This is a genomic window from Candidatus Thiodiazotropha sp. AKAK2 (genome assembly GCF_058244685.1).
This window is the reverse complement of the sequence record NZ_JBSYOP010000031.1, coordinates 51,058-71,455: the sequence shown is the minus strand read 5'-3', so window position 1 is coordinate 71,455 and position 20,398 is coordinate 51,058. Positions and strand designations below refer to the sequence as shown.

Annotated in this window: 18 protein-coding genes; 4 read left to right on the top strand and 14 right to left on the bottom strand. The window is 54.7% G+C overall.

Annotation, left to right across the window (positions count from 1 at the left end):
* Nucleotides 1–250: 250 nt before the first annotated feature.
* From AC4IE8_RS14300 to AC4IE8_RS14240, 13 genes are all read right to left on the bottom strand, one after another.
* Nucleotides 251–655, bottom strand: a complete 405-nt coding sequence (locus AC4IE8_RS14300; RefSeq protein WP_490791303.1) for a VanZ family protein — start codon at nt 653–655, stop codon at nt 251–253.
* Nucleotides 648–1,946, bottom strand: coding sequence for a phosphoribosylamine--glycine ligase (gene purD, locus AC4IE8_RS14295; RefSeq protein WP_068989198.1), 1,299 nt, complete (start codon nt 1,944–1,946; stop codon nt 648–650). Before purD ends, AC4IE8_RS14300 begins: the two co-directional genes overlap by 8 nt.
* Nucleotides 1,946–3,505, bottom strand: a complete 1,560-nt coding sequence (purH, locus tag AC4IE8_RS14290) for a bifunctional phosphoribosylaminoimidazolecarboxamide formyltransferase/IMP cyclohydrolase (RefSeq protein ID WP_068989205.1) — start codon at nt 3,503–3,505, stop codon at nt 1,946–1,948. Before purH ends, purD begins: the two co-directional genes overlap by 1 nt.
* Nucleotides 3,506–3,708: 203 nt before the next feature.
* Nucleotides 3,709–4,005, bottom strand: coding sequence for a DNA-binding transcriptional regulator Fis (gene fis / locus AC4IE8_RS14285; protein WP_305782040.1), 297 nt, complete (start codon nt 4,003–4,005; stop codon nt 3,709–3,711).
* Nucleotides 4,002–4,988 (bottom strand): tRNA dihydrouridine synthase DusB, encoded by a 987-nt coding sequence (gene dusB, locus AC4IE8_RS14280; protein WP_068989207.1) that lies wholly within the window; start codon nt 4,986–4,988, stop codon nt 4,002–4,004. Before dusB ends, fis begins: the two co-directional genes overlap by 4 nt.
* A gap of 382 nt (nt 4,989–5,370) precedes the next feature.
* Nucleotides 5,371–6,591 (bottom strand): zinc-ribbon and DUF3426 domain-containing protein, encoded by a 1,221-nt coding sequence (locus AC4IE8_RS14275; RefSeq protein ID WP_490791302.1) that lies wholly within the window; start codon nt 6,589–6,591, stop codon nt 5,371–5,373.
* 100 nt (nt 6,592–6,691) lie between these two features.
* Nucleotides 6,692–7,579 (bottom strand): 50S ribosomal protein L11 methyltransferase, encoded by an 888-nt coding sequence (gene prmA, locus AC4IE8_RS14270; RefSeq protein ID WP_490791301.1) that lies wholly within the window; start codon nt 7,577–7,579, stop codon nt 6,692–6,694.
* A 13-nt stretch (nt 7,580–7,592) separates the two neighbouring features.
* A complete protein-coding gene (gene accC, locus AC4IE8_RS14265) occupies nt 7,593–8,933 on the bottom strand; it encodes an acetyl-CoA carboxylase biotin carboxylase subunit (protein WP_068989215.1) in 1,341 nt (446 codons plus the stop codon).
* An 8-nt stretch (nt 8,934–8,941) separates the two neighbouring features.
* Nucleotides 8,942–9,391 carry an acetyl-CoA carboxylase biotin carboxyl carrier protein gene (gene accB, locus AC4IE8_RS14260; protein ID WP_068989218.1) on the bottom strand — a complete coding sequence of 150 codons (450 nt, stop codon included), beginning with the start codon at nt 9,389–9,391 and terminating at the stop codon, nt 8,942–8,944.
* 24 nt (nt 9,392–9,415) lie between these two features.
* A complete protein-coding gene (aroQ, locus tag AC4IE8_RS14255) occupies nt 9,416–9,856 on the bottom strand; it encodes a type II 3-dehydroquinate dehydratase (RefSeq protein ID WP_068989221.1) in 441 nt (146 codons plus the stop codon).
* A gap of 250 nt (nt 9,857–10,106) precedes the next feature.
* Nucleotides 10,107–12,401, bottom strand: coding sequence for a protein-disulfide reductase DsbD (locus AC4IE8_RS14250; RefSeq protein WP_490791300.1), 2,295 nt, complete (start codon nt 12,399–12,401; stop codon nt 10,107–10,109).
* Nucleotides 12,380–12,709 carry a divalent-cation tolerance protein CutA gene (gene cutA / locus AC4IE8_RS14245; RefSeq protein WP_068989226.1) on the bottom strand — a complete coding sequence of 110 codons (330 nt, stop codon included), beginning with the start codon at nt 12,707–12,709 and terminating at the stop codon, nt 12,380–12,382. Before cutA ends, AC4IE8_RS14250 begins: the two co-directional genes overlap by 22 nt.
* Before the next feature lie 236 nt (nt 12,710–12,945).
* Nucleotides 12,946–13,791, bottom strand: a complete 846-nt coding sequence (locus AC4IE8_RS14240; protein ID WP_490791299.1) for a CsgG/HfaB family protein — start codon at nt 13,789–13,791, stop codon at nt 12,946–12,948.
* A 112-nt stretch (nt 13,792–13,903) separates the two neighbouring features.
* Between AC4IE8_RS14240 and AC4IE8_RS14235 the strand changes: the two genes are divergently transcribed.
* Nucleotides 13,904–14,353: an FxsA family protein gene (locus AC4IE8_RS14235; RefSeq protein WP_068989232.1), complete on the top strand. Its 450-nt coding sequence runs from the start codon at nt 13,904–13,906 to the stop codon at nt 14,351–14,353.
* 84 nt (nt 14,354–14,437) lie between these two features.
* Here AC4IE8_RS14235 and ppk2 read toward each other — a convergent pair whose 3' ends face one another.
* A complete protein-coding gene (gene ppk2 / locus AC4IE8_RS14230; protein WP_068989236.1) occupies nt 14,438–15,265 on the bottom strand; it encodes a polyphosphate kinase 2 in 828 nt (275 codons plus the stop codon).
* A gap of 355 nt (nt 15,266–15,620) precedes the next feature.
* Between ppk2 and groES the strand changes: the two genes are divergently transcribed.
* From groES to AC4IE8_RS14215, 3 genes are all read left to right on the top strand, one after another.
* Nucleotides 15,621–15,911 (top strand): co-chaperone GroES, encoded by a 291-nt coding sequence (gene groES / locus AC4IE8_RS14225; protein ID WP_068989238.1) that lies wholly within the window; start codon nt 15,621–15,623, stop codon nt 15,909–15,911.
* A gap of 72 nt (nt 15,912–15,983) precedes the next feature.
* Nucleotides 15,984–17,627, top strand: a complete 1,644-nt coding sequence (gene groL, locus AC4IE8_RS14220) for a chaperonin GroEL (protein WP_068989241.1) — start codon at nt 15,984–15,986, stop codon at nt 17,625–17,627.
* A gap of 193 nt (nt 17,628–17,820) precedes the next feature.
* Nucleotides 17,821–20,082, top strand: a complete 2,262-nt coding sequence (locus AC4IE8_RS14215) for a methyl-accepting chemotaxis protein (RefSeq protein WP_490791298.1) — start codon at nt 17,821–17,823, stop codon at nt 20,080–20,082.
* The last annotated feature ends 316 nt before the right edge of the window (nt 20,083–20,398 follow it).

Below are 20,398 nucleotides of genomic sequence, written 5' to 3'. Positions count from 1 at the left end.
CGATTTCATATTTGGTTAACGATGCAAAACTCAGGTTCTCTGATTATTTCACTTATTGCCATCCCGGTGCATGCATAGATTTATGAAATCCAATCACATCGATTGCCACCTGTACCAGAAAGAATCGTATACCGGAACTCCCCCAATCAAAGACAACAGATCCGGTCAGGTGCAGGATTCCAGGCCTCGTAGTTACTTCAATCATAATACAGCACCCGTGACGGGTCAGGTTCAGAGGTCGGGTTTTTGATCAGGCCTGTGCATTTTTCTGTCGCAGACGTTTGATCCAATTGATGCGCAACAGCCCTGGCAGCATCATGCTGTAGATCATCAGGCCAAGCCCATCCGCGGCCAGGTCAAGCAAGGAAAAGAAACGATAGGGCAGAAAGGCCTGGACAGTCTCGATAAACAGTCCATAACCGAGCAGAGAGAGGGCCTTGGTGAAATTCCAATCTGCTTCAGGCCAGGAAAAGTCGCACAACAGTGCGAGGTAGAGAAAGGCGAGAATGTGGGAGAGCTTGTCATTCAGGCTGCTGACAGCCGGTATCTGCAGCGGTGTGAAGGCCAGAAAACAGATCGCGATCAGGCTGATTGCCAAAGCACCCCGCAACAGGGTGCTTGACAATCGATGCCTGGAAGGCTTTTGTTCAGCCACTATCCGTCGCCTGTTCCCTGGCGATGGCTCGATAAGCAATATCAGTGCGGTAATAGACCCCATCCCAATGGATGGCTCGGGTCAGCTGGTAGGCGTTCTGTTGTGCCTGGGTGACCGTGTCACCCAGTGCGGTGGCACAAAGTACCCGGCCTCCGGAGGTGACGACTTCATCACCGTCCATACTGGTTCCGGCATGGAATACCTTAAGCTCATTGTTGTCGCCCTCCGGTAGGCCGGAGATCGGTAATCCCTTGTCGTAACTTCCCGGGTAACCACCGGCTGCCAAGACCACGCCAACCGATGCCCGGGGATCCCATTCGGTTGTCTGCTGGTCGAGGCTGCCATCCAGGGCAGCCAGACAGTGAGCGACCAGGTCCGATCTCATGCGCAACATGATCGGTTGTGTCTCCGGATCGCCAAAGCGGCAGTTGTATTCGATAACCTTCGGTGTGCCGTCGGACGTGATCATCAAGCCGGCATAGAGAAAGCCGGTGTAAGGCAGGCCCTCTTCGGCCATGCCTCTGACAGTCGGCAGAATCACTTCATCCATGATCCGCCGGTCGATGCTTTGTGTAACCACCGGGGCGGGGGAGTAGGCGCCCATACCGCCGGTATTGAGGCCGGTATCACCATTGCCGACCCGTTTGTGATCCTGGCTGGTGGCCATCGGTAACACATGTTCACCGTCAGCCATCACGATGAAGCTGGCCTCTTCACCCTCGAGGAACTCCTCGATCACTACCCGGTGACCCGCTTCGCCAAAGGCGTTACCTGCGAGCATGTCCTTGACCGCTGATTCAGCAGTCTGCATATCCATCGCGACAATCACCCCTTTACCGGCAGCCAGGCCATCGGCTTTGATCACAATGGGAGCGCCACACTGGTGCAGATAGGCCAATGCCTTGTCGATCTCCGTGAAGGTCTGATAATCGGCGGTGGGGATGTTGTGACGGGCCAGGAAGTCCTTGGTGAAGGATTTTGAACCCTCCAGCTGGGCTGCCCCCTGGGTTGGTCCAAAACAGCGCAGGCCGGCCTGCTGAAAGGCGTCGGTGATGCCCATTACAAGGGGGACCTCCGGACCGATGATGGTCAGGCCGATCTGATTCGATTTGGCAAAGCTGACCAGTTGCGCGATCTCTTCAACACCGATGGCGATGTTTTCGAGTTTCTCTTCCAGTGCCGTACCGGCATTACCCGGTGCCACATAGACCTTCTCGGCCAGAGGGGATTGTGCCGCTTTCCAGGCCAGGGCGTGTTCTCGGCCGCCCGAACCGATTACCAGAATATTCATTAGTGACGGAAGTGACGCATGCCAGTGAAAACCATCGCCATACCATGCTCGTCGGCCGCGGCGATGGCTTCCTCGTCGCGCATTGAACCACCGGGCTGGATGACAGCCGCAATACCCGCTTGCGCCGCATTGTCGATACCGTCACGGAACGGGAAGAAGGCATCGGAAGCCATCACGGAACCCTGTACCTCCAGTTTGGCATGTTCGGCCTTGATGGCGGCGATGCGGGCCGAATTGACCCGGCTCATCTGGCCGGCGCCGACACCGATGGTCATGCCGTTGCGGCCGTAGACGATCGCATTCGACTTGACGAATTTGGCCACCCGCCAGGTGAACAGCAGATCCTGCATCTCCTGCTCCGTGGGCTGTCGTTTGCTGACAACCTTGATCTCGTTACTCAGTTGCAGATCCGCATCCTGTACCAGCAGGCCGCCATTGACCCGTTTGTATTCAGTCCGGTGGATCGATTCGCTCAGCCACTCGCCACAGGCAAGCAGACGGACATTCTTTTTACTGCTGACCGCTTCAAGCGCAGCGGCAGAGACCTTGGGAGCAATGATCACTTCCACAAACTGCCGATCGACGATGGCTTTGGCGGTCTCGCCGTCCAGCTCGCCGTTGAATGCGATGATGCCGCCAAATGCCGATTCAGGGTCGGTGCTATAGGCCCGGTCGTAAGCCTCGAGCAGATTGTCACCATAAGCGACACCACATGGGTTGGCGTGTTTGACGATGACGCAGGCCGGTGCACCATCGAAACTCTTGACACACTCCAGTGCTGCGTCGGTGTCTGCAATGTTGTTGTAGGAGAGCTCCTTGCCTTGCAGCTGTTGTGCCGTTGCCACGCTGGCTTCCTCGATTTTGTGCTCGACGAAGAAGGCCGCCTTCTGATGAGGATTCTCACCATAACGCATGCTCTGACTCTGCTTGAACTGCATCGAGAGTGTGCGAGGAAAGTCGCTGGTTTCGTTGTTCAGTCTGGCGCCCAGGTAATTGGCGATCGCACCATCGTATCGTGCGGTGTGCTCAAAGGTTTTGACCGCCAGATCAAAACGGGTGTTGTCGCTCAGCTGGTTTTCATTGGCAGCCATTTCGTCTGTAACCCGCTGATAGTCGGCGGCATCCACCACGACGGTGACATCCCGATGGTTTTTAGCGGCGGCCCTGAGCATGGTTGGGCCACCGATATCGATGTTCTCGATCGCTGTGGGCAGATCGCAATCCGGATTGGCCACGGTCTGTTCGAAGGGATAGAGGTTGACCACAATCAGGTCGATCGGCCCGATACCGTTCTCTTTCATCACCCCGTCATCGGTGCCGCGCCGACCGAGGATACCGCCGTGGATTTTCGGATGCAGGGTTTTAACCCGACCGTCCATCATCTCCGGAAAGCCGGTATATTCGGAAACCTCGATAACCGGCACATCATTTTCAGTTAGAAGCTTGGCGGTGCCTCCGGTGGAGAGTATCTCGACCTGTCTGTCTGCCAGGGTGCGGGCAAATTCAACGATGCCGGTCTTGTCTGAGACACTGATCAGTGCGCGTTTTATCGATGCCATTAGTGATACCGTTAGTTGTAGTAATGAACAGATTGTGAATAGATCACGATGTAATTCTAAAGGTGGTGTTTATTAACCCGGTGATCCAATAGTCCAAAAGGGCTTCAGCCCCTGTGATGATGTAGGCTTCGGGTGCAACCTCAATTGAGTAAGGCGTGCTCTGTAATCTCTGCGATATTTTGCCCGATCTCAGGAATCGGTGATCAATCCAGATCGTACTGGGATAGTTTTTTGCGTAACGTACTGCGACTGATGCCCAAAATGGTGGCCGCCTGGGTCTGGTTGCCGCCGGTATGTTTCATGACGCTTTCCAGTAGTGGGGCCTCGACCTCATTCATTACCAGACGATAAAGATTATTGGCGCCATGACCATCCAGGTTGTTGAAATAGCGTTGCATGGCATCACTCACACACTGGCGCAAGGGTTCTGACTTCTTGCTGTGAGTGACTGTCAGATATTCTTCGCTCTGTTGGTCGGATAAAACCGCTTCTATCATCATGCTGCCAGATCCCTATTGTCATGCAGAAACTGAAAATACTCTTTGATCGCCTGGAGCTGCTCAGCAGGTGATTCCGAATAGTTTATTCTGTTTCTGAAAACGGCACCTTCAGGGCGCCCTTTGCTGTACCAGGCGATATGTTTTCGAGCTATACGCACGCCAAGGTACTCCCCATAAAACTCATAGAGCTGCTGAACATGTCGGGTTAGAACGTCAGCGACCCATTCAAGCTCCGGCTCTGGTAACAGCTGGCCGGTTGTCAAGTAACTGTTGATCTCATTAAAGATCCAGGGGCGTCCTTGCGCAGCGCGTCCGATCATCAGAGCATCGACGCCGGTTATTTCCAAGACCTCCGCCGCTTTTTGCGGGGAGTCGATATCGCCATTTGCGATAACCGGTATGGCTACCTTTTTTTTAATCCTGCTGATCGTTTCGTACTCAGCCTGGCCCGAAAATTTACAGGCCCGGGTACGACCGTGTACGCTTAAAGCCTGTATGCCGGCATCCTCGGCGATTTCTGCAACTCGTTCACCGTTTCGGTTTTGCGGATCAGTGCCGGTGCGTATCTTTAACGTTACAGGTACATCAACTGCATCAACCGTTGCCTTCAATATGGCTGCCACAAGAGGCTCGTCCTCAAGTAGTGCGGATCCGGCTGACTTTTTACACACTTTCTTTGCCGGGCATCCCATGTTGATGTCGATGATCTGAGCACCCATGGCAACATTGGCTTGTGCGGCCTGGGCCATCATCTGAGGATCGGAACCCAGGATCTGTACACTGATCGGCGCCTCTTCCCCATCGTGATCAAGACGTTTGACACTTTTTTTAGTGCCCCATAATGATGCATCGGCTGAGATCATCTCTGACACAGCCAGACCTGCACCCAGACTCCTGCAGAGCTGCCTGAACGGCCTGTCTGTCACACCGGCCATCGGCGCTAACAGCAGATTATTCGCAATCTCATAAGACCCAATGTGCATTAAAAATCGCCACTCTTCGGGGGCTGTTCTCAGGTGAAGGAGGGGTTGGGATACTACCTGTAAATCAGGGCGGAATCAAAGGCAAAATGGCGTTGAATTGATTCTGCACAGTTGCTTGAAACCGTCGACTCTTCGCAATCGGCTGGAAGGGTGTTTAGTAAGCTATTCAATCTCCTTTAGATATAGGGTTTACGTGAGCCTGAAATCCAAAAAGATTCAAAATGTAAATTTTTTATGAAATTAATTCCCCGTCGTGACTGTGTATTTTGTCTCTCTGTCCGGCACGAGTTTGACAGTGTGTCTGATTGCGGACGAAAGCTTGATTGGTTTAGTGGGTTGTCCGGGGATTGCTTAGGGCTTGTGAATAGGCCCTAGTGGCCCACTAGAGGAAGTCGAAAGTGAAACCGGTCACCTGGCTGCCGGGGTCGACCAGCTCTAATTCAATCTCGATCGGTTGCAACTTGGGCATCAGCTGTTCAATATCCGATACCCGCTCAAGGTACTCTGACTCGGAGAAGGTGCGACGGGCGACGAGTGCACCCATCTCGTTAAACAGGCTCAGTTGCAGTTTGGGGTAGGGTTGTTTAAAGGGTGCGGTGTTGACCACTTCAAGTCTCATGGCGAGTGTGTTGTCTTTATCCGGGTGTGCAGCCAGAGAACGATCGGTTATCAGTATCTTCTCCCGATCGATACGTTGTGGTGGTGTGCAACCGGCCACGGTGCAGACAGTGTTCAACAGCTGTCTGCCTACATCGTGATGTATCAGGCTGTCACGTAACTGCCAGGTCATCTGTCCGATTAAAGGAATCAACAGTAACAGTGACCCGACTGTCCATAAGGGTGAGCGGGGGGAACTTGGGCTTTGCTGTTTCTCTTCCTCGAAGGTGAAGGGTAGCGACTTCTCCAGTTCGGCTTCCTCTTCAGGAGTCAGGGAATCCCCGGTTACAGCGTCATCGGTATCAGAGGGTTGTAGTTCGTTATCCGAATGCAGAAGGGGTTTGCTCTCTTCAAGGCTTGGGCTTTGCAGTCCCTCAACATGCCCGGGGGGGTGTTCTGTTTCGAGCTCGGGAATATCCAGCTCGATAATCTCAGCCAGATTCGGGGCGGGCTTTTCCGAATCGAGCAGCAGCGAGGCTGAGTCCTTGTCGAGCAGTTCCGACATCTGGGATTCGGTGCCGGAAGCGTAGTAGTCCGGTTCGGTCTCCAGGCCATCGTCCTGTTCATAGAGGAACTGACTGCTCTCTTTCAGCAGGCTCTGCTCATCGCTGTCTAGGTTTGAATCATCGGTCAAGGATGGAACCGGTGTGGAGTCGTCAGCAAGATCATCCAGCGACCGTTCGACCTCACTATCGTTGATCAGCAGAGAGCTGTGTTCGTCCTGTTGTGGCGGGTAGTAGATCAGCTTGTCTTCTGCCGTGAGCTCCCCATCGGTCGGGGGCAGTCCCTCTGGCTGGGTAGTAAATGGCATGGGGGATTCATGCAGATTCTCCAATGCATTGAAAGTCTGGTTGCATTGGCAGCATCTGACCTGACCTGCAGCAGCTTTGAGCTGCTCCGGTGTGATGCGGAACAGGGTTAGGCAGTGTGCACACTGAGTAAACATAGCTGAACTATCGATATTGCATAGGATGAGTGTCTAAAGCCCCTGACAGGCCCTAAATAAGACTGTAGCAAAATCCCTGGCAATCCTGAATGCTCTCTTGTCATCCATTTTTGTAATTGACGCCACTGATCAGAATCCACTCCTCCTGTTGCTCCACCGGGTCAAGCGAGGCAAAGGGTCGATAGTGTTGGGTTAGCTCATCGGCCTGTTCGGCAAGAATCCCCGATAGGGCAAACTGTCCATTCGGTTTGATGCGGTCTATCAGTTGTGGAGCAAGTTCGATCAATGGCCCGGCAAGAATATTTGCTACCAGGTAGTCAGCTTTGTCAGCTGGAGCTTCATCCGGCAGGTAGGTTGAGAGTCGGTCGGCAACACCATTTTTCACGGCATTGTCCTGGCTCGCCTGCAGTGCCTGTGGGTCGTGATCTATGGCAATTACCGAGGAGGCTCCCAGCTTAAGCGCTGCAATCGCCAGAATGCCAGAGCCGCAGCCATAGTCGATCACCGTTTTACCGGTTAGCGCCTGACTGTCCAGCCAGGTCAGGCAAAGTGCGGTTGTCGGGTGGGTACCGGTGCCGAATGCCAGGCCTGGGTCCAGTTGAATGACCACCCCATCGGGCTCGGAGATCTGTTCACCAGCCGGACATACCCATAAACGTTTGCCGAATGACATGGGTTTGAAATGTTCCAGCCAGACCCTTTCCCAGATGCGGTCCTCGATCCGCTCCCAGCAAAGTTTGTTGAGCAGCGCTTCGCTCAATGCCTGGCCAAGGGCCTGTTGTAGCAGCTGCTGATCCTGGTCCCCTTCGAACAGGGCGGTAACCCGGGTGTGGCGCCATAGCTGCTCACTGGCGGGCGGTGTCTCAAGCAATGGCTGATCCCCTGCGTCACCGAGGGTCACAGAGAGCGCCCCCAGGTTCTCGAAGACCAGCTCCAGGATCGGTGCCTGCTCCTCGCTGGTATCAAGTGAGAGTTGAAGCCACGACATCAGGTCACTTACTTCAGAGTCCCAGTTTCTTTTCCAGGTAGTGAATATTGGCGCCACCCGCATTGAAAGCACTGTCACGCATGATATCCAGATGCAGTGGAATGTTGGTCTTGATACCGCTGATTACCATCTCCTGCAGTGCGATTCTCATACGTGCGATAGCAGCGTTCCGGTCTTCACCATGGGCAATCAGTTTGCCGATCATGGAGTCGTAGTAGGGCGGTACTTTATAGCCGTTATAGATATGGGTATCGACCCGAATGCCGGGTCCACCTGCCGTGTGCAGTTGTGTGATGGTGCCGGGGCTGGGCATGAAGTTGTCCGGATCCTCCGCATTGATGCGGCACTCCACAGCGTGACCCTGCAGCTTGATATCGCTCTGTTTGAATCTGAGTGGTTCACCTGCGGCGATGAGGATCTGCTCTTTGACGATATCGACACCGGTGATCAGTTCGGTTACCGGGTGTTCGACCTGTACCCGGGTATTCATCTCGATGAAGTAGAACTCACCATTCTCATAGAGAAATTCGAAGGTGCCTGCACCGCGATAACCGATCTGGCGACAGGCTTCGGCACAGCGCTCGCCGACATCCTTGCGTTGCTGTTCAGTGATACCCGGAGCCGGCGCCTCTTCGACAACTTTCTGATGGCGACGCTGCATGGAGCAATCTCGTTCACCAAGATGGATGGCATTACCATGGGTATCGGATAGCACCTGGAACTCAACATGGCGTGGGTTTTCAAGAAACTTCTCCATATAAACGGTGGCATTACCGAATGCCGCATCCGCTTCTGCCTTGGTCATGGCTACGGCATTCAACAGGGTGGCTTCAGAGTGAACCACCCGCATCCCTCGACCGCCACCGCCGCCGGCCGCTTTGATGATCACCGGATAGCCGATCTCATTGGCCAGCTCTCTGGTGCGTTTGGAGTTTTTGTCGAGTGGGCCGTTGGAGCCTGGAACCGTCGGTACATTGGCCTTGATCATGGCATCAATGGCGGCAACTTTATCGCCCATGACGCGAATTGTGTCAGCTCTTGGACCGATAAAGATAAAGCCGCTGTTCTCAACCCTTTCCGCAAAGTCAGCATTCTCCGAGAGAAATCCATATCCAGGATGGATTGCCACCGAATCGGTGACCTCTGCGGCACTGATGATGGCAGGTACGTTGAGATAGCTTTCTGTAGAAGGTGCGGGTCCGATGCAGACAGATTCGTCGGCAAGCAGAACATGTTTCAGGTCCCGGTCCGCTTCGGAATGAACGGCAACGGTTTTGATACCCAGCTCTTTGCAGGCTCGTTGAATGCGCAGCGCAATTTCACCACGATTGGCGATTACTATCTTGTCTATCATGGGGCTACTCAATCAATGATGTATAGGGGTTCGTTGTATTCCACCGGCTGACCGTTATCGACCAGGATCTTTCTGACGGTTCCAGATTTGTCGGATTCGATCTGGTTGAGGATCTTCATGGCTTCGATGATACACAGGGTATCGCCGACGCTGACCTGCTGGCCCTCTTCGACAAACGGCTTACTGCCAGGTGATGGGGAGCGATAGAAGGTGCCGACCATGGGTGAGCGAACCGCATGACCCTGGATCTCCTCTGATGGTTCACTCTCCACGGCCGGGGCTGCAGCCGCTGCGGCTGCAGGAGCCGCCGCGGGTGCCGCTACCGGTGCGGCAAGCGCAGCAGGTATGGAGTTGTTGCGACTGATGCGGACCGATTCCTCTCCTTCGTGGATTTCAATCTCCGCAACATCCGACTCCTCAAGCAATTCGATCAATTTTTTTACTTTGCGAATATCCATGATGTTTGTTTTCTCTAAGATTATTTATTTGTTGAGCCGCTTGGCAGCGGCTTGCAATGCAAGTTCATAGCCCTCGGCACCGAGGCCGGTGATGACGCCTTCAGCCTTATCCGAGAAGTAGGAGTGTTTTCTGAACTCCTCTCTGGCGTGCACATTGGAGAGATGAACTTCGATATAGGGTATGCCGGTTCCCAGCAGGGCGTCCCTCAAGGCGACACTGGTGTGGGTGAAGGCGGCCGGATTGAAGATGATATAGGCGACCTTTTGCTCATAGGCCTGGTGAATCCAGGTGAGCAGTTCGTGTTCAGCGTTTGATTGACGGAAGTCGACTTCATGACCGAGCTGGTCGGCCAGCTGCTTCAAGTTCTGGCTGATCTCATCTAAAGACTCATGGCCGTAGTGTTTGGGCTCACGGACACCAAGCAGATTCAGATTGGGGCCATTTAGGATCAGAATGGTCGCCATGTTTCTGTGTTCCCGGACAATGAGTTATGTAGAAAACCGCTCATTATTGTCCCAATTTCCGTGCCTGGGGATCGTTTTTGCGGTGTCTGTATGAGATGAATGTAATTCTGCAAGATCAGCGCGGTTTTGTCCAGTTTCAATGCAGAACTTATCAAGATCGTTACAATTTATCGGTGTGTAAAAGAGCTGTGCAGGTGCTTCAAAGCCCACTTGCACCCAGTTGGTGCAACTCTCAACGCCTGGAATCCTGTTACTTTATCGCCTGTTGCGCGTGTTCAGCGAAGGCGTCAGCCGGTTTGAACCCAACCACCCGGTAGGCTTTACGCTCCTGACCGTCCGTGCCATAGAAAATGATCGCCGGAGGTCCGGGCAGGCCGAAGTGCCCCTGTAGCAGTGCCTGGTCGATATCATCGTTGGCCGTGACGTCAGCCTGCAGCAGGACGGTATTGCTGAGTGCGGCGATCACTCCTGTATCGGTGAAGGTGTATTTCTCCATCTCCTTGCATGAGACACACCAATCGGCATAGAAATCGAGCATCACCGATTGCCCGGCTGCTGAGGCTGAGGCTACTTCCTGCTGTAGGTCCTGCAGACTCTTGATGCGCTTGAAGACCAGCTCCTGATGTGCGGCTCCTGAACCACCGCCGACGGCTAATCCACGCAGTGGCTGCAGGGTGTCTTTGCCGCCGGCCGCCGCGCCGACCAGCATCAAGGTGCCGTAGACGAGGAACACCACGCCCAGACCTTTCCAGAGTTTCTGCCAGCCGCTGGCCTCAATCTGAAGATTACGCAGTGCTCCCATATAGACCGCAGAAATGATCAACAGAATACCCCACAGCAGCATCGCCACCTCGGCCGGGATGATACGTTCGAGCATGACAATCGCAACACCCAGCAGGGCCACACCGAAGACGGCTTTGACCGCATCCATCCAACTGCCTGCCCTGGGCAGCAGTTTGCCCGCTGAAGTACCGATGGCGATCAGCGGAGCACCCATACCCATGCTGAGGGCGAACAGTGCCAGGCCACCCAGCAGGGCGTCGCCGGTCTGACCTATATAGATCAGTGCGCCGGCCAGCGGTGGGGCCACGCAGGGGCCGACGATCAGGGCGGAGAGAAAGCCCATGATGGCTACCCCGGCAAGGGAGCCCCCCTGCTGTTTATTGCTCGCATCAGTCAGTCGGCTCTGCAGACTGCTGGGCAGTTGCAGATCGTAAAATCCGAACATCGACAGGGCGAGCAGCACAAACACCAGAGCGAATGAAGAGAGGATCCAGGGGTTCTGGAAATAGGCCTGTAGGTTCTCTCCGAACAGCCCTGCCAGGACACCCGCGATGGTGTAGGTGATCGCCATCGCCAAGACATAGACCAGCGAGAGCACAAACGCCTTGCGGGTGGTGATCTGATCCCCATGTCCGGCGATGATGCCGGAAAGGATTGGGATCATCGGAAAGATACAGGGGGTGAAGGCCAGGCCCAGACCCAGCAGAAAGAAGACGCCAACGATCACCAGGGTTGAGCCGCCTTTCATGGTGTTGGTGATCTCGTCTGTCTCAGACTGGAGTAGCTCGGGGGGTGCCGCAGAAGTGCTGGCCATGGCGGCAGTTGACTCCTCCGCCTGGGCGGTGGAGATGCCAGGCAGGCTGAGGGTGAACTGTTTGGTGATGGGTGGATAACAGACACCGATCTCAGCACAACCCTGATATTTCGCTTCGAGGACTACCTCTCCCGGATCCGTGCTGCTTCTGACCAGCGGCACATTCAACGCCACCTGATCGTGATAGACCGCCACATCCCCGATTGTGCCGTCGGGGCGGACCGAGTCCTGTTTGATCTCTGCCTGGGGTAATTCGAACTGGCCCAAAACGGCGGTCTGATTCTCCACCAGGGAGAGTTTGATCTTATCCTGGTAGAGATAGGTGCCCTCGGCAATTGCCCAGTCGAGCTGCAGGTGGGTGCCATCCTCAACTCTAGCGCTCAGTTGGTAGGCCTGGTCCGGCTCAAGCAGCTCATCCTCTCCGCCATTGTCGAACAGGGGGGCGCTATCATCCAGAGCAAGGCTTGGGATGGTGCTCTCTGCTGCGGCGTTCTCCACCGGCATTGGTAACAGCGCCAGTCGAACTTCCTGCATATGTGGAGGAAAGCAGATGCCCTGGTCCGCACAGCCCTGGGAGCGTGCTTTCAATAGCAGGGTTTCAGTTGATCCCTGAATTCGTTTGAGTGGGATTTCGGCAACCGCTTTATTGCGGTAGATGGCTACCTCGCCAAAGAACTCATCCTGTTTGATCTTCGCCTTCGAGAGATTGGGTTCACCCAGTTCGATACCGATCGCTTCCGTATCGAAATGGATTTTGTCCCGGTACATGTAGTAGCCGTCAGCAATGCGCCATTCGACTTTAAGGGTGTCGGCTGTGACGCTCTGCCCGGATATCTGGAACGCCTGATCCGGCATCAGCAGCTCATCTTCGTTCCAGTCGGCCAGGGTTGTGCCAGCCAGCCCTGTCAGTAACAGGACCAGGACGATCAAATTGATTGGTTTGTGCATCTCTCCACCCAGTTTACGTAGTCATCCAGCCCCTGTTCTACAGGGACTGCAATGATTTCCGGAAGTTCATAGGGATGTTCCGCCCGGAGTGCCGATTCACAAGCCTGGTAGCGCTCCTTTGTGGTTTTTATCAGTAGCAGGATCTCCTCGGACTGCTCGGTTTTTCCCTGCCAACGATAGATCGAGGTGATTGGTGCAGAGAGATTGACGCAGGCAGCCAGTTCCTGTTCTACCAGCATTCCGGCAAGACGTTCGGCAGTGCCACGGTCGGGGACGGTACAGAGCATCAGCAGGAGTGAGGTCGGCATGCGCGGCAAAATACACTATCCGGCCGCAGCAAGCAAAGAGAAACGGCCCCTGTGGATTTTCTCCCTGTTGCGGTAAACCCTTGTATATTTTAAGGGAAATGCGGCGATTCCCTGATTGGAAATCAGTGTTGAGGTGGGGGTTGTCCAGCAGCTCAGCTGATGATCTGCCTGGCTCAGCATCAGGGCAACAGCGACCGGCTCTGGCCGGTCGCTGTGCATTTCAGGTGGTCGATTTTTTATTCGCTGACCTTCAAGCGTCCGCCTTTGCCCAGGCCGCCCTTGACGGTTTGTGCCTTATAGTTACGCAAGGCTTTGACCATCTGGTTGTAAGAGTCAGCGAAAGCGGCAGTAACGACCTTACCTTCCGGAGTATCGGTAAAGCCTTTGACGCTGCCCCATTTGCCACCACCGAAGAGGCCGCCCCAGAGATTGAAGTCAAAGTTCTGAGCACTGCCTACGGACGATGAAACCTGAACCCCTGAACGGTTGTCGATCAGCAGCAGGGTGGTGGCCGCTTCATTGGATTTCACGCCGCCGGCCAGTCGTCCGAGTCGATAGTTGCCGAGCAGACCGCCGACTGTTGCTCCGAGACCGCCTGTGCCTTTTTCAGAGAACTGAATGCTGGGATTCATGGTGTAGTCGGCAGCGACCATCTGTCCCTTACCGAAATTGCTCCCCTGGCGCATCTCGCCGGATTGCATCAGCGCGCGTTCCTGCATCATGTTGTTCATTGCGCGACCTCGCTCAACGACCACAAAGCAGTTCGACTGCTGGATCATCATGCGCAGTACGGGCACGGTGGTGCCGAGGGTTGGGTAGCGTCTTCTGTAGGTGTACCACCAGGGAGCGGATTGATCTTCCACCACGGCCAGGGTACCGAGGGTTTCGTCGCAGTTCTCCAGTTGGCTGTTGGCGCCGGAAGATGTCTCGCCGCCTGCAGCGCCGGTTACCGTATTGCCCGAGGAACCGCCCAGGGTGGGCATGGTTCCGCCGCAGCCCGTCAGCCCGATTAGCGCAGCAACCGTAACCCAGGTCGCTGTTTTGAAAGAAGTTAATAATTTGCTCTGGAATTGCATACTCATTCTAATCCCCTGTGAAGTCCTGTCAGTTAAAGGTATAGCATTTCGTCACAATATTAAGTGCGAAATTGTCTGTTGCTTGTGTGACTTATTTCGGCGGCGTAAGCTCTGCCCTATGAATCCCCTGTTACTTGTTTTGTTGTTATTTGTCGGCATCCCCCTTGTCGAGCTCTATTTTCTGATCAAGGTGGGCGGGCAGATCGGCGTGATCGCCACGCTCTCCCTTACCCTGTTTACCGCTGTGCTGGGTGGCTGGATGGTCCGTGCCCAGGGAGTTTCCACCTTTGCCAGGGTGCGGGATGCCATGGATCGCGGTGAGGTGCCGGCCATCGATATGATGGAGGGAGCGGTATTGCTGGTCTGCGGGTTTCTGCTGCTGCTGCCCGGGTTCATTACCGACATCGTTGGTTTCATCTTTCTCATTCCTTGGGTCAGACGCTGGTTATTGACCGTGGGCCTACAGAGTAGTGGAGTCATGCGTCCGATGCAATCGGGCCCGTATGAGCCGCAGAGCCAGGAGCAGAAGCGGGTTATCGAGGGAGAGTTTCGTCGCGAGGATGAGTAACTGTCTACTGGTATAGGTGGGGCTAGGCCCCACCATCATTTCACTCAGGCATCTCAGAGTTGCCTGGTCAGAGGTCCGAAGGGGTTAGGGATAGACGTCCGGAATGAAGGTCTGATCGGTGATCGGTGGTCTGACATAGCCGATATCTTCCGTCCGCTTCGGCAGTTCGATCGATTCCGGGGTCAGGTCCTTGTAGGGGATCTGGCTGAGCAGATGGGCAATGCAGTTCAGTCGGGCATGTTTCTTAATATCCGAATGGACCACATACCAGGGCGCCTGCTTGATGTCTGTGTGGGCGAACATCTCATCCTTTGCTCTCGAGTACTCCAACCAGCGGGAGCGTGACTCCAGGTCCATTGGGCTCAGCTTCCAGCGTTTGTGAGGCTCTTCCAGACGGCTCTGGAATCGGCGCTCCTGCTCTTCGTCTGAGACGGAAAACCAATATTTAATAAGGATGATACCGGAGCGCACCAGCATCCGTTCGAACTCGGGGCAGGAGCGCATGAATTCCTGATACTCATCCTCATTGCAAAACCCCATGACCTTTTCGACGCCGGCCCGGTTGTACCAGCTGCGGTCGAACAGCACCATTTCACCCGCTGCCGGCAGGTGGGGCACATAGCGTTGAAAATACCATTGGGTTTGCTCCCGTTCGGTGGGGGCGGGCAGCGCGACCACCCGGCAGATGCGCGGATTCAGGTGCTGATTGATGCGTTTGATCACGCCACCCTTGCCGGCCGCATCGCGCCCCTCAAATATAACAACGACCTTCAAGCCCTCTTGTTTAATCCACTCCTGTAGTTTGACCAATTCCAATTGAAGTTTGAAAAGCTCTTTCTCATAGACTTTGTTGTCGATCTTCTTAGGCTTCTTACTTTTCGCTTTTTTTTCTGGCTTGGCTTCTTCTGCCATGGTGATCTCCCGGAGTATGGCTAAATAGTTGCACTGCACTGAATGGTAATGCGGGTTGACGGTTTGATGGTGAATATTTGCAAGATAGTGCGGCTGGCCACGGTGATCGGATCACGCTGGCTGCCTGGAAATGCCTCCCCTTATCTTTATTGAGCTCTCTATTATCACACAGAATAGCGGTAAATTGACTCAGAACTGAAAAGCGTGCGAGAAAATATTCCCCGCCGGTCTTGACTCTCGGCATTTTGCCTCTATTATTAGCACTCAGTGAAGGCGAGTGCTAACAAACTTGCCAACTGACAAATCAAATCATTCGATTAAAAACACCAAATATATAGCTTAGGAGAAACAGTCGATGAATATTCGTCCGCTGCACGATCGCGTAATCGTTCGTCGTATGGAAGAAGAGCGCACCAGCCCGGGTGGCATCGTGCTCCCTGATGCAGCCACTGAGAAGCCCGTTGAGGGTGAAGTGCTGGCCGTGGGTAACGGCAAAGTAACCAACAGCGGCGAGGCCCGTCCGCTGGATGTCAAAGTCGGAGACCGAGTCCTGTTCGGCAAATACTCCGGTACCGAAGTGAAAGTGGGTGGCGAGGAAGTTCTGGTCATGCGCGAAGAAGACATCATGGGTGTGATCGAGGGCTGATCCCGTATCAGCGATGACCCGATCAGGCTGAGCCTGATGACGAATCTCAACATTTTCCAAGGAAATTAAGACATGAGTGCAAAAGAAGTACAATTTGGTGATGACGCCCGTCAACGTATGATCAAGGGCGTTAACATCCTGGCCAACGCGGTCAAGGTAACCCTCGGCCCCAAGGGTCGCAACGTGGTCCTCGAGAAGAGCTTTGGCGCGCCGACTGTGACCAAAGACGGTGTCTCTGTGGCGAAAGAGATCGAACTCGCCGACAAGTTCGAGAACATGGGCGCACAGATGGTCAAAGAGGTCTCCTCGCAGACTTCCGATGTGGCTGGTGACGGTACCACCACAGCGACCGTACTGGCTCAGGCGATGGTTCGCGAGGGCCTGAAAGCCGTTGCTGCCGGTATGAACCCGATGGATCTGAAGCGCGGCATCGACAAAGCTGTCGTGGCGGCGGTTGAAGAGCTGAAGAACATCTCCCGTCCCTGTTCCGATGACAAGGAGATCGCCCAGGTAGGCACCATCTCCGCCAACTCCGACGCCAATGTGGGTGACATCATCGCTGAAGCGATGCAGAAGGTTGGTAAAGAGGGTGTCATCACCGTTGAAGAGGGTTCCGCCCTGCAGAATGAACTCGACGTGGTTGAGGGTATGCAGTTCGACCGCGGTTACCTCTCTCCCTATTTCGTAACCAATCAGCAGAACCAGGCCGCTGAACTGGACGAGCCCTTCATCCTGCTGCACGACAAAAAGATCTCCAACATCCGTGACCTGCTGCCTGTGCTCGAAGGCGTAGCCAAAGCCGGTAAGCCACTGCTGATCATCGCTGAAGACGTGGAAGGCGAAGCCCTGGCCACACTGGTGGTCAACAATCTGCGCGGTATCGTCAAAGTGACTGCGGTCAAAGCGCCCGGTTTCGGTGACCGTCGTAAAGCCATGCTGCAGGATATCGCGATCCTCACCGGTGGTACCGTGATCTCTGAAGAGGTCGGTCTGTCACTTGAGAAGGCTACCCTGGAAGACCTGGGCAGCGCCAAGAAAGTGACCATCACCAAAGAAGAGACCACCATCATCGATGGTGCCGGCGTGGAAGGCGATATCAAAGCCCGCGTTGAGCAGATTCGTTCACAGATCGAAGAGACCTCTTCCGACTATGACCGTGAAAAGCTGCAGGAGCGGGTTGCCAAGCTCGCCGGCGGTGTTGCGGTGATCAAAGTCGGTGCGGCCACCGAGGTGGAGATGAAAGAGAAGAAAGCGCGTGTTGAAGACGCGCTGCATGCGACCCGCGCAGCCGTTGAAGAGGGCGTTGTCCCCGGCGGTGGTGTGGCGCTGGTCCGCTCTCTCTCTGCACTGGATAATCTGAAAGGTGAAAACCACGATCAGGATGTGGGCATCGGCATTGCCTGCCGCTCCATGGAAGAACCAATGCGTCAGATCGTTGCCAATGCGGGTGGCGAGCCATCCGTGGTCCTGGACAAGGTGCGCAGTGGCGAAGGCAATTTCGGTTTCAATGCCTCCAATGACACCTATGGCGACATGATGGAGATGGGTATCCTGGATCCCACCAAGGTTACCCGTTCTGCGCTGCAGAATGCCTCTTCCGTAGCCGGCCTGATGGTCACCACCGAGTGCATGGTCGCTGATGAGCCTAAGGATGAAGCGGCCGCTCCTCCAATGGGCGACATGGGCGGCATGGGCGGCATGGGCGGTATGATGTAATTGCCTCTCAACGCTCTTGGGGCCTAATAACAGGCCCCGAAATGCCTCTAAAAACCCCGTCTCCGTCAGGAGGCGGGGTTTTTTTGTGAACTCTGTGTAAGGAACTAAATAATTTCCCGATTTTGCCGTTATCTCTTATGGCTAAGTAATTAACGCACAGGGACGCGCAATTCTTTCCTGAGGTGTTAAAAAAATGTTCCGCAATATCGGCATTTCCGCGCGGTTTGTGATTGCTACCGTTGTTGCTGTAATGGTTGTTCTGGCTATTACCCTTGTCACCACATTCAACTATATGGGAGGTATTCTGAGTGCCTCTGAAAAGAATGAGATGAGTGAAATCTACCAGAATGTGGTCGCAGGCATCGATTCGGAGGGACGCTTGGCGCGAGCCATGAGTGCCCTTGTGGCCGGTATCCCCGATGTCCAGGAGGCGTTTGCCGACAAGGACCGGGAGACCCTGCATGGGCTGTTCGTACCCGGTTTCGCCAAGCTGAAGAAAGAGTACGGAGTCCGTCAGTTCCAGTTTCATGAGCCCCCTGCCACCTCCTATTTGCGTGTCCACAAGCCGGCGAAATTTGGCGATGACCTCTCCGGTTTTCGTCTCACCGTGGTGGAAGGCAATAACAGCAAAAAACCGATTCAGGGATTGGAGGTTGGTGTTGCCGGTCTGGGAATTCGTGGTCTGGTGCCAGTCAGTAACAAGGGCAAGCATATCGGTACGGTCGAGTTCGGAATGTCCTTTGGACAGGCCTTTTTCGATGAGTATGCCCAGAGTCATGATGTGGATCTGGAGCTCTATATCGACCGTAAAGGTAATATGGACCGCTTCGCCACCACCATGGATGGCAATGAGTTGATTGCCAAGGATCAATTGGGTCAGATTCTCCGGGGTGAAGGTCAATATGGACGGGGTGAGTTGAACGGCAAGCCGGTGGCTTACTATGCCGCGAACGTCACCAACTATTCCGGTGATCCGATCGGTGTACTGCTGGTTGCGAAAGATCGTTCCGAAGCTGCTGAAGCGGTTACCAAATTGACCTGGATACTGCTTGTCCTGGGTCTGGTATCGGTGGCGGTGATCGGTCTGCTGGTCTGGCTGATCAGTCGCGGTGTGGTGCAGCCGATCTGCAACGCAGCAGAGGCCATGGAGGGGATCGCCTCTGCGGATGGGGATCTGACGGTACGCATGGATGAGACCGGAGAGGATGAAGTGGCTCGTCTGTCCAAGGGCTATAACCGTTTTGCAGACAAGATTGAGGGAATGGTCAAGAACGTCTCCAACTCGGCGGGCAATCTGAGCGTTCAGATCGGTGAGTTTGCCAATCTCGCCGAACATACCAACAGCGGTATCCGCAAGCAGTATGAGCAGACCACCCAGGTGGCCACGGCGATGACCGAGATGTCTGCGACTGTGCACGAAGTGGCACAAAATACCACCCAGACTGCCGAGGCGGCCCAAGAGGCGGATAAGCAGGCGAATTCCGGTCGGGAAGTGGTGATGGATGTGACCAAGAGCATCGATCGTCTGGCGACCGATGTGGGGAAGGCAGTCGAAACGGTACAGCATGTGGCCCAGGACAGTGAGCGCATCGGTTCCGTGCTGGATGTGATCCGCGGTATCGCCGATCAGACCAACCTGCTGGCACTCAATGCGGCCATCGAGGCGGCGCGTGCCGGTGAGCAGGGACGGGGATTTGCCGTGGTGGCCGACGAGGTTCGCACCCTGGCAAAACGGACCCAGGACTCCACCGAAGAGATCCAGGAGATGATCGAGAGCTTGCAGTCCGGTGTTCATCAGACGGTATCCGTTATGGAGACCAGTCAGAAGCAGGCGGCTGAGAGCGTGGAGCAGGCTGGGCGGGCCCATCAGTCACTCAAGGAGATTACCCAGGTAATCGATTCGATCTCCAGTATGAGTGGACAGATCGCCACGGCGGCTGAAGAGCAGAGTGCGGTTGCGGAGGATATCAATCGCAACATCATCGATATCACCCAGATTGCTGATGAGACCAGCAAGGATTCAGACCGTAGCTATGAGGCGAGTACCGATATGTCCGTTGAAGTGGACAAGCTGAGTCACTTGCTGGATCAGTTCAATATCGGCGATGGCCATGCCAAGCAGTTGCAGCAGGCGATGGTGGCCCATCTGAGCTGGAAGACCAAGTTGAGAGGTTTTCTGGACGGCAAGGGTGCACTGGATGAGCGGGTCGCCTTCGATCATACCCAGTGCGGTTTCGGCAAGTGGTATCACACCCAGGGTAAGCATGAGCTGAGCCATATCAGTGAGATCAATCAGATCGAGAAACCCCACAAAGAGCTGCACGATCTGATCAAGACAATCGCCGACCTGAAACGGAACGGCGACATGGTCGGCGCGGAAAGGGAGTATGAACGGGTTGGGCCGATGTCGGAGAATATCGTCAATCTGATGCGCAGTATCAAAGGCAAACTTTAAACAACCCCTGCCTTCAACCAGCGGGGTATCAATCTCCCGCTGGTTGAAGCTGGCATCCCCCCTTTGAGCTGATCCCGGCTCAATTGACAGAATCCCCCGCTATAGGCAGACTGAAGCTGTCTCCATCACCTTCATATGTTTCAACCTGGCGACTGAATTACTCCAGTCAGGGCTTCAGACATGCGCCTGATCAAGGCGAGGTTTGCAGAGAACGAGGGGCTGCCTTCGTCAGAGGGTTGGTAAAATCCCCTGATGGCATGGCCAGGCATGGTTAAATGTTTGCTGCTGCTCATAATTGTGTGTGGTGAGAGACAGC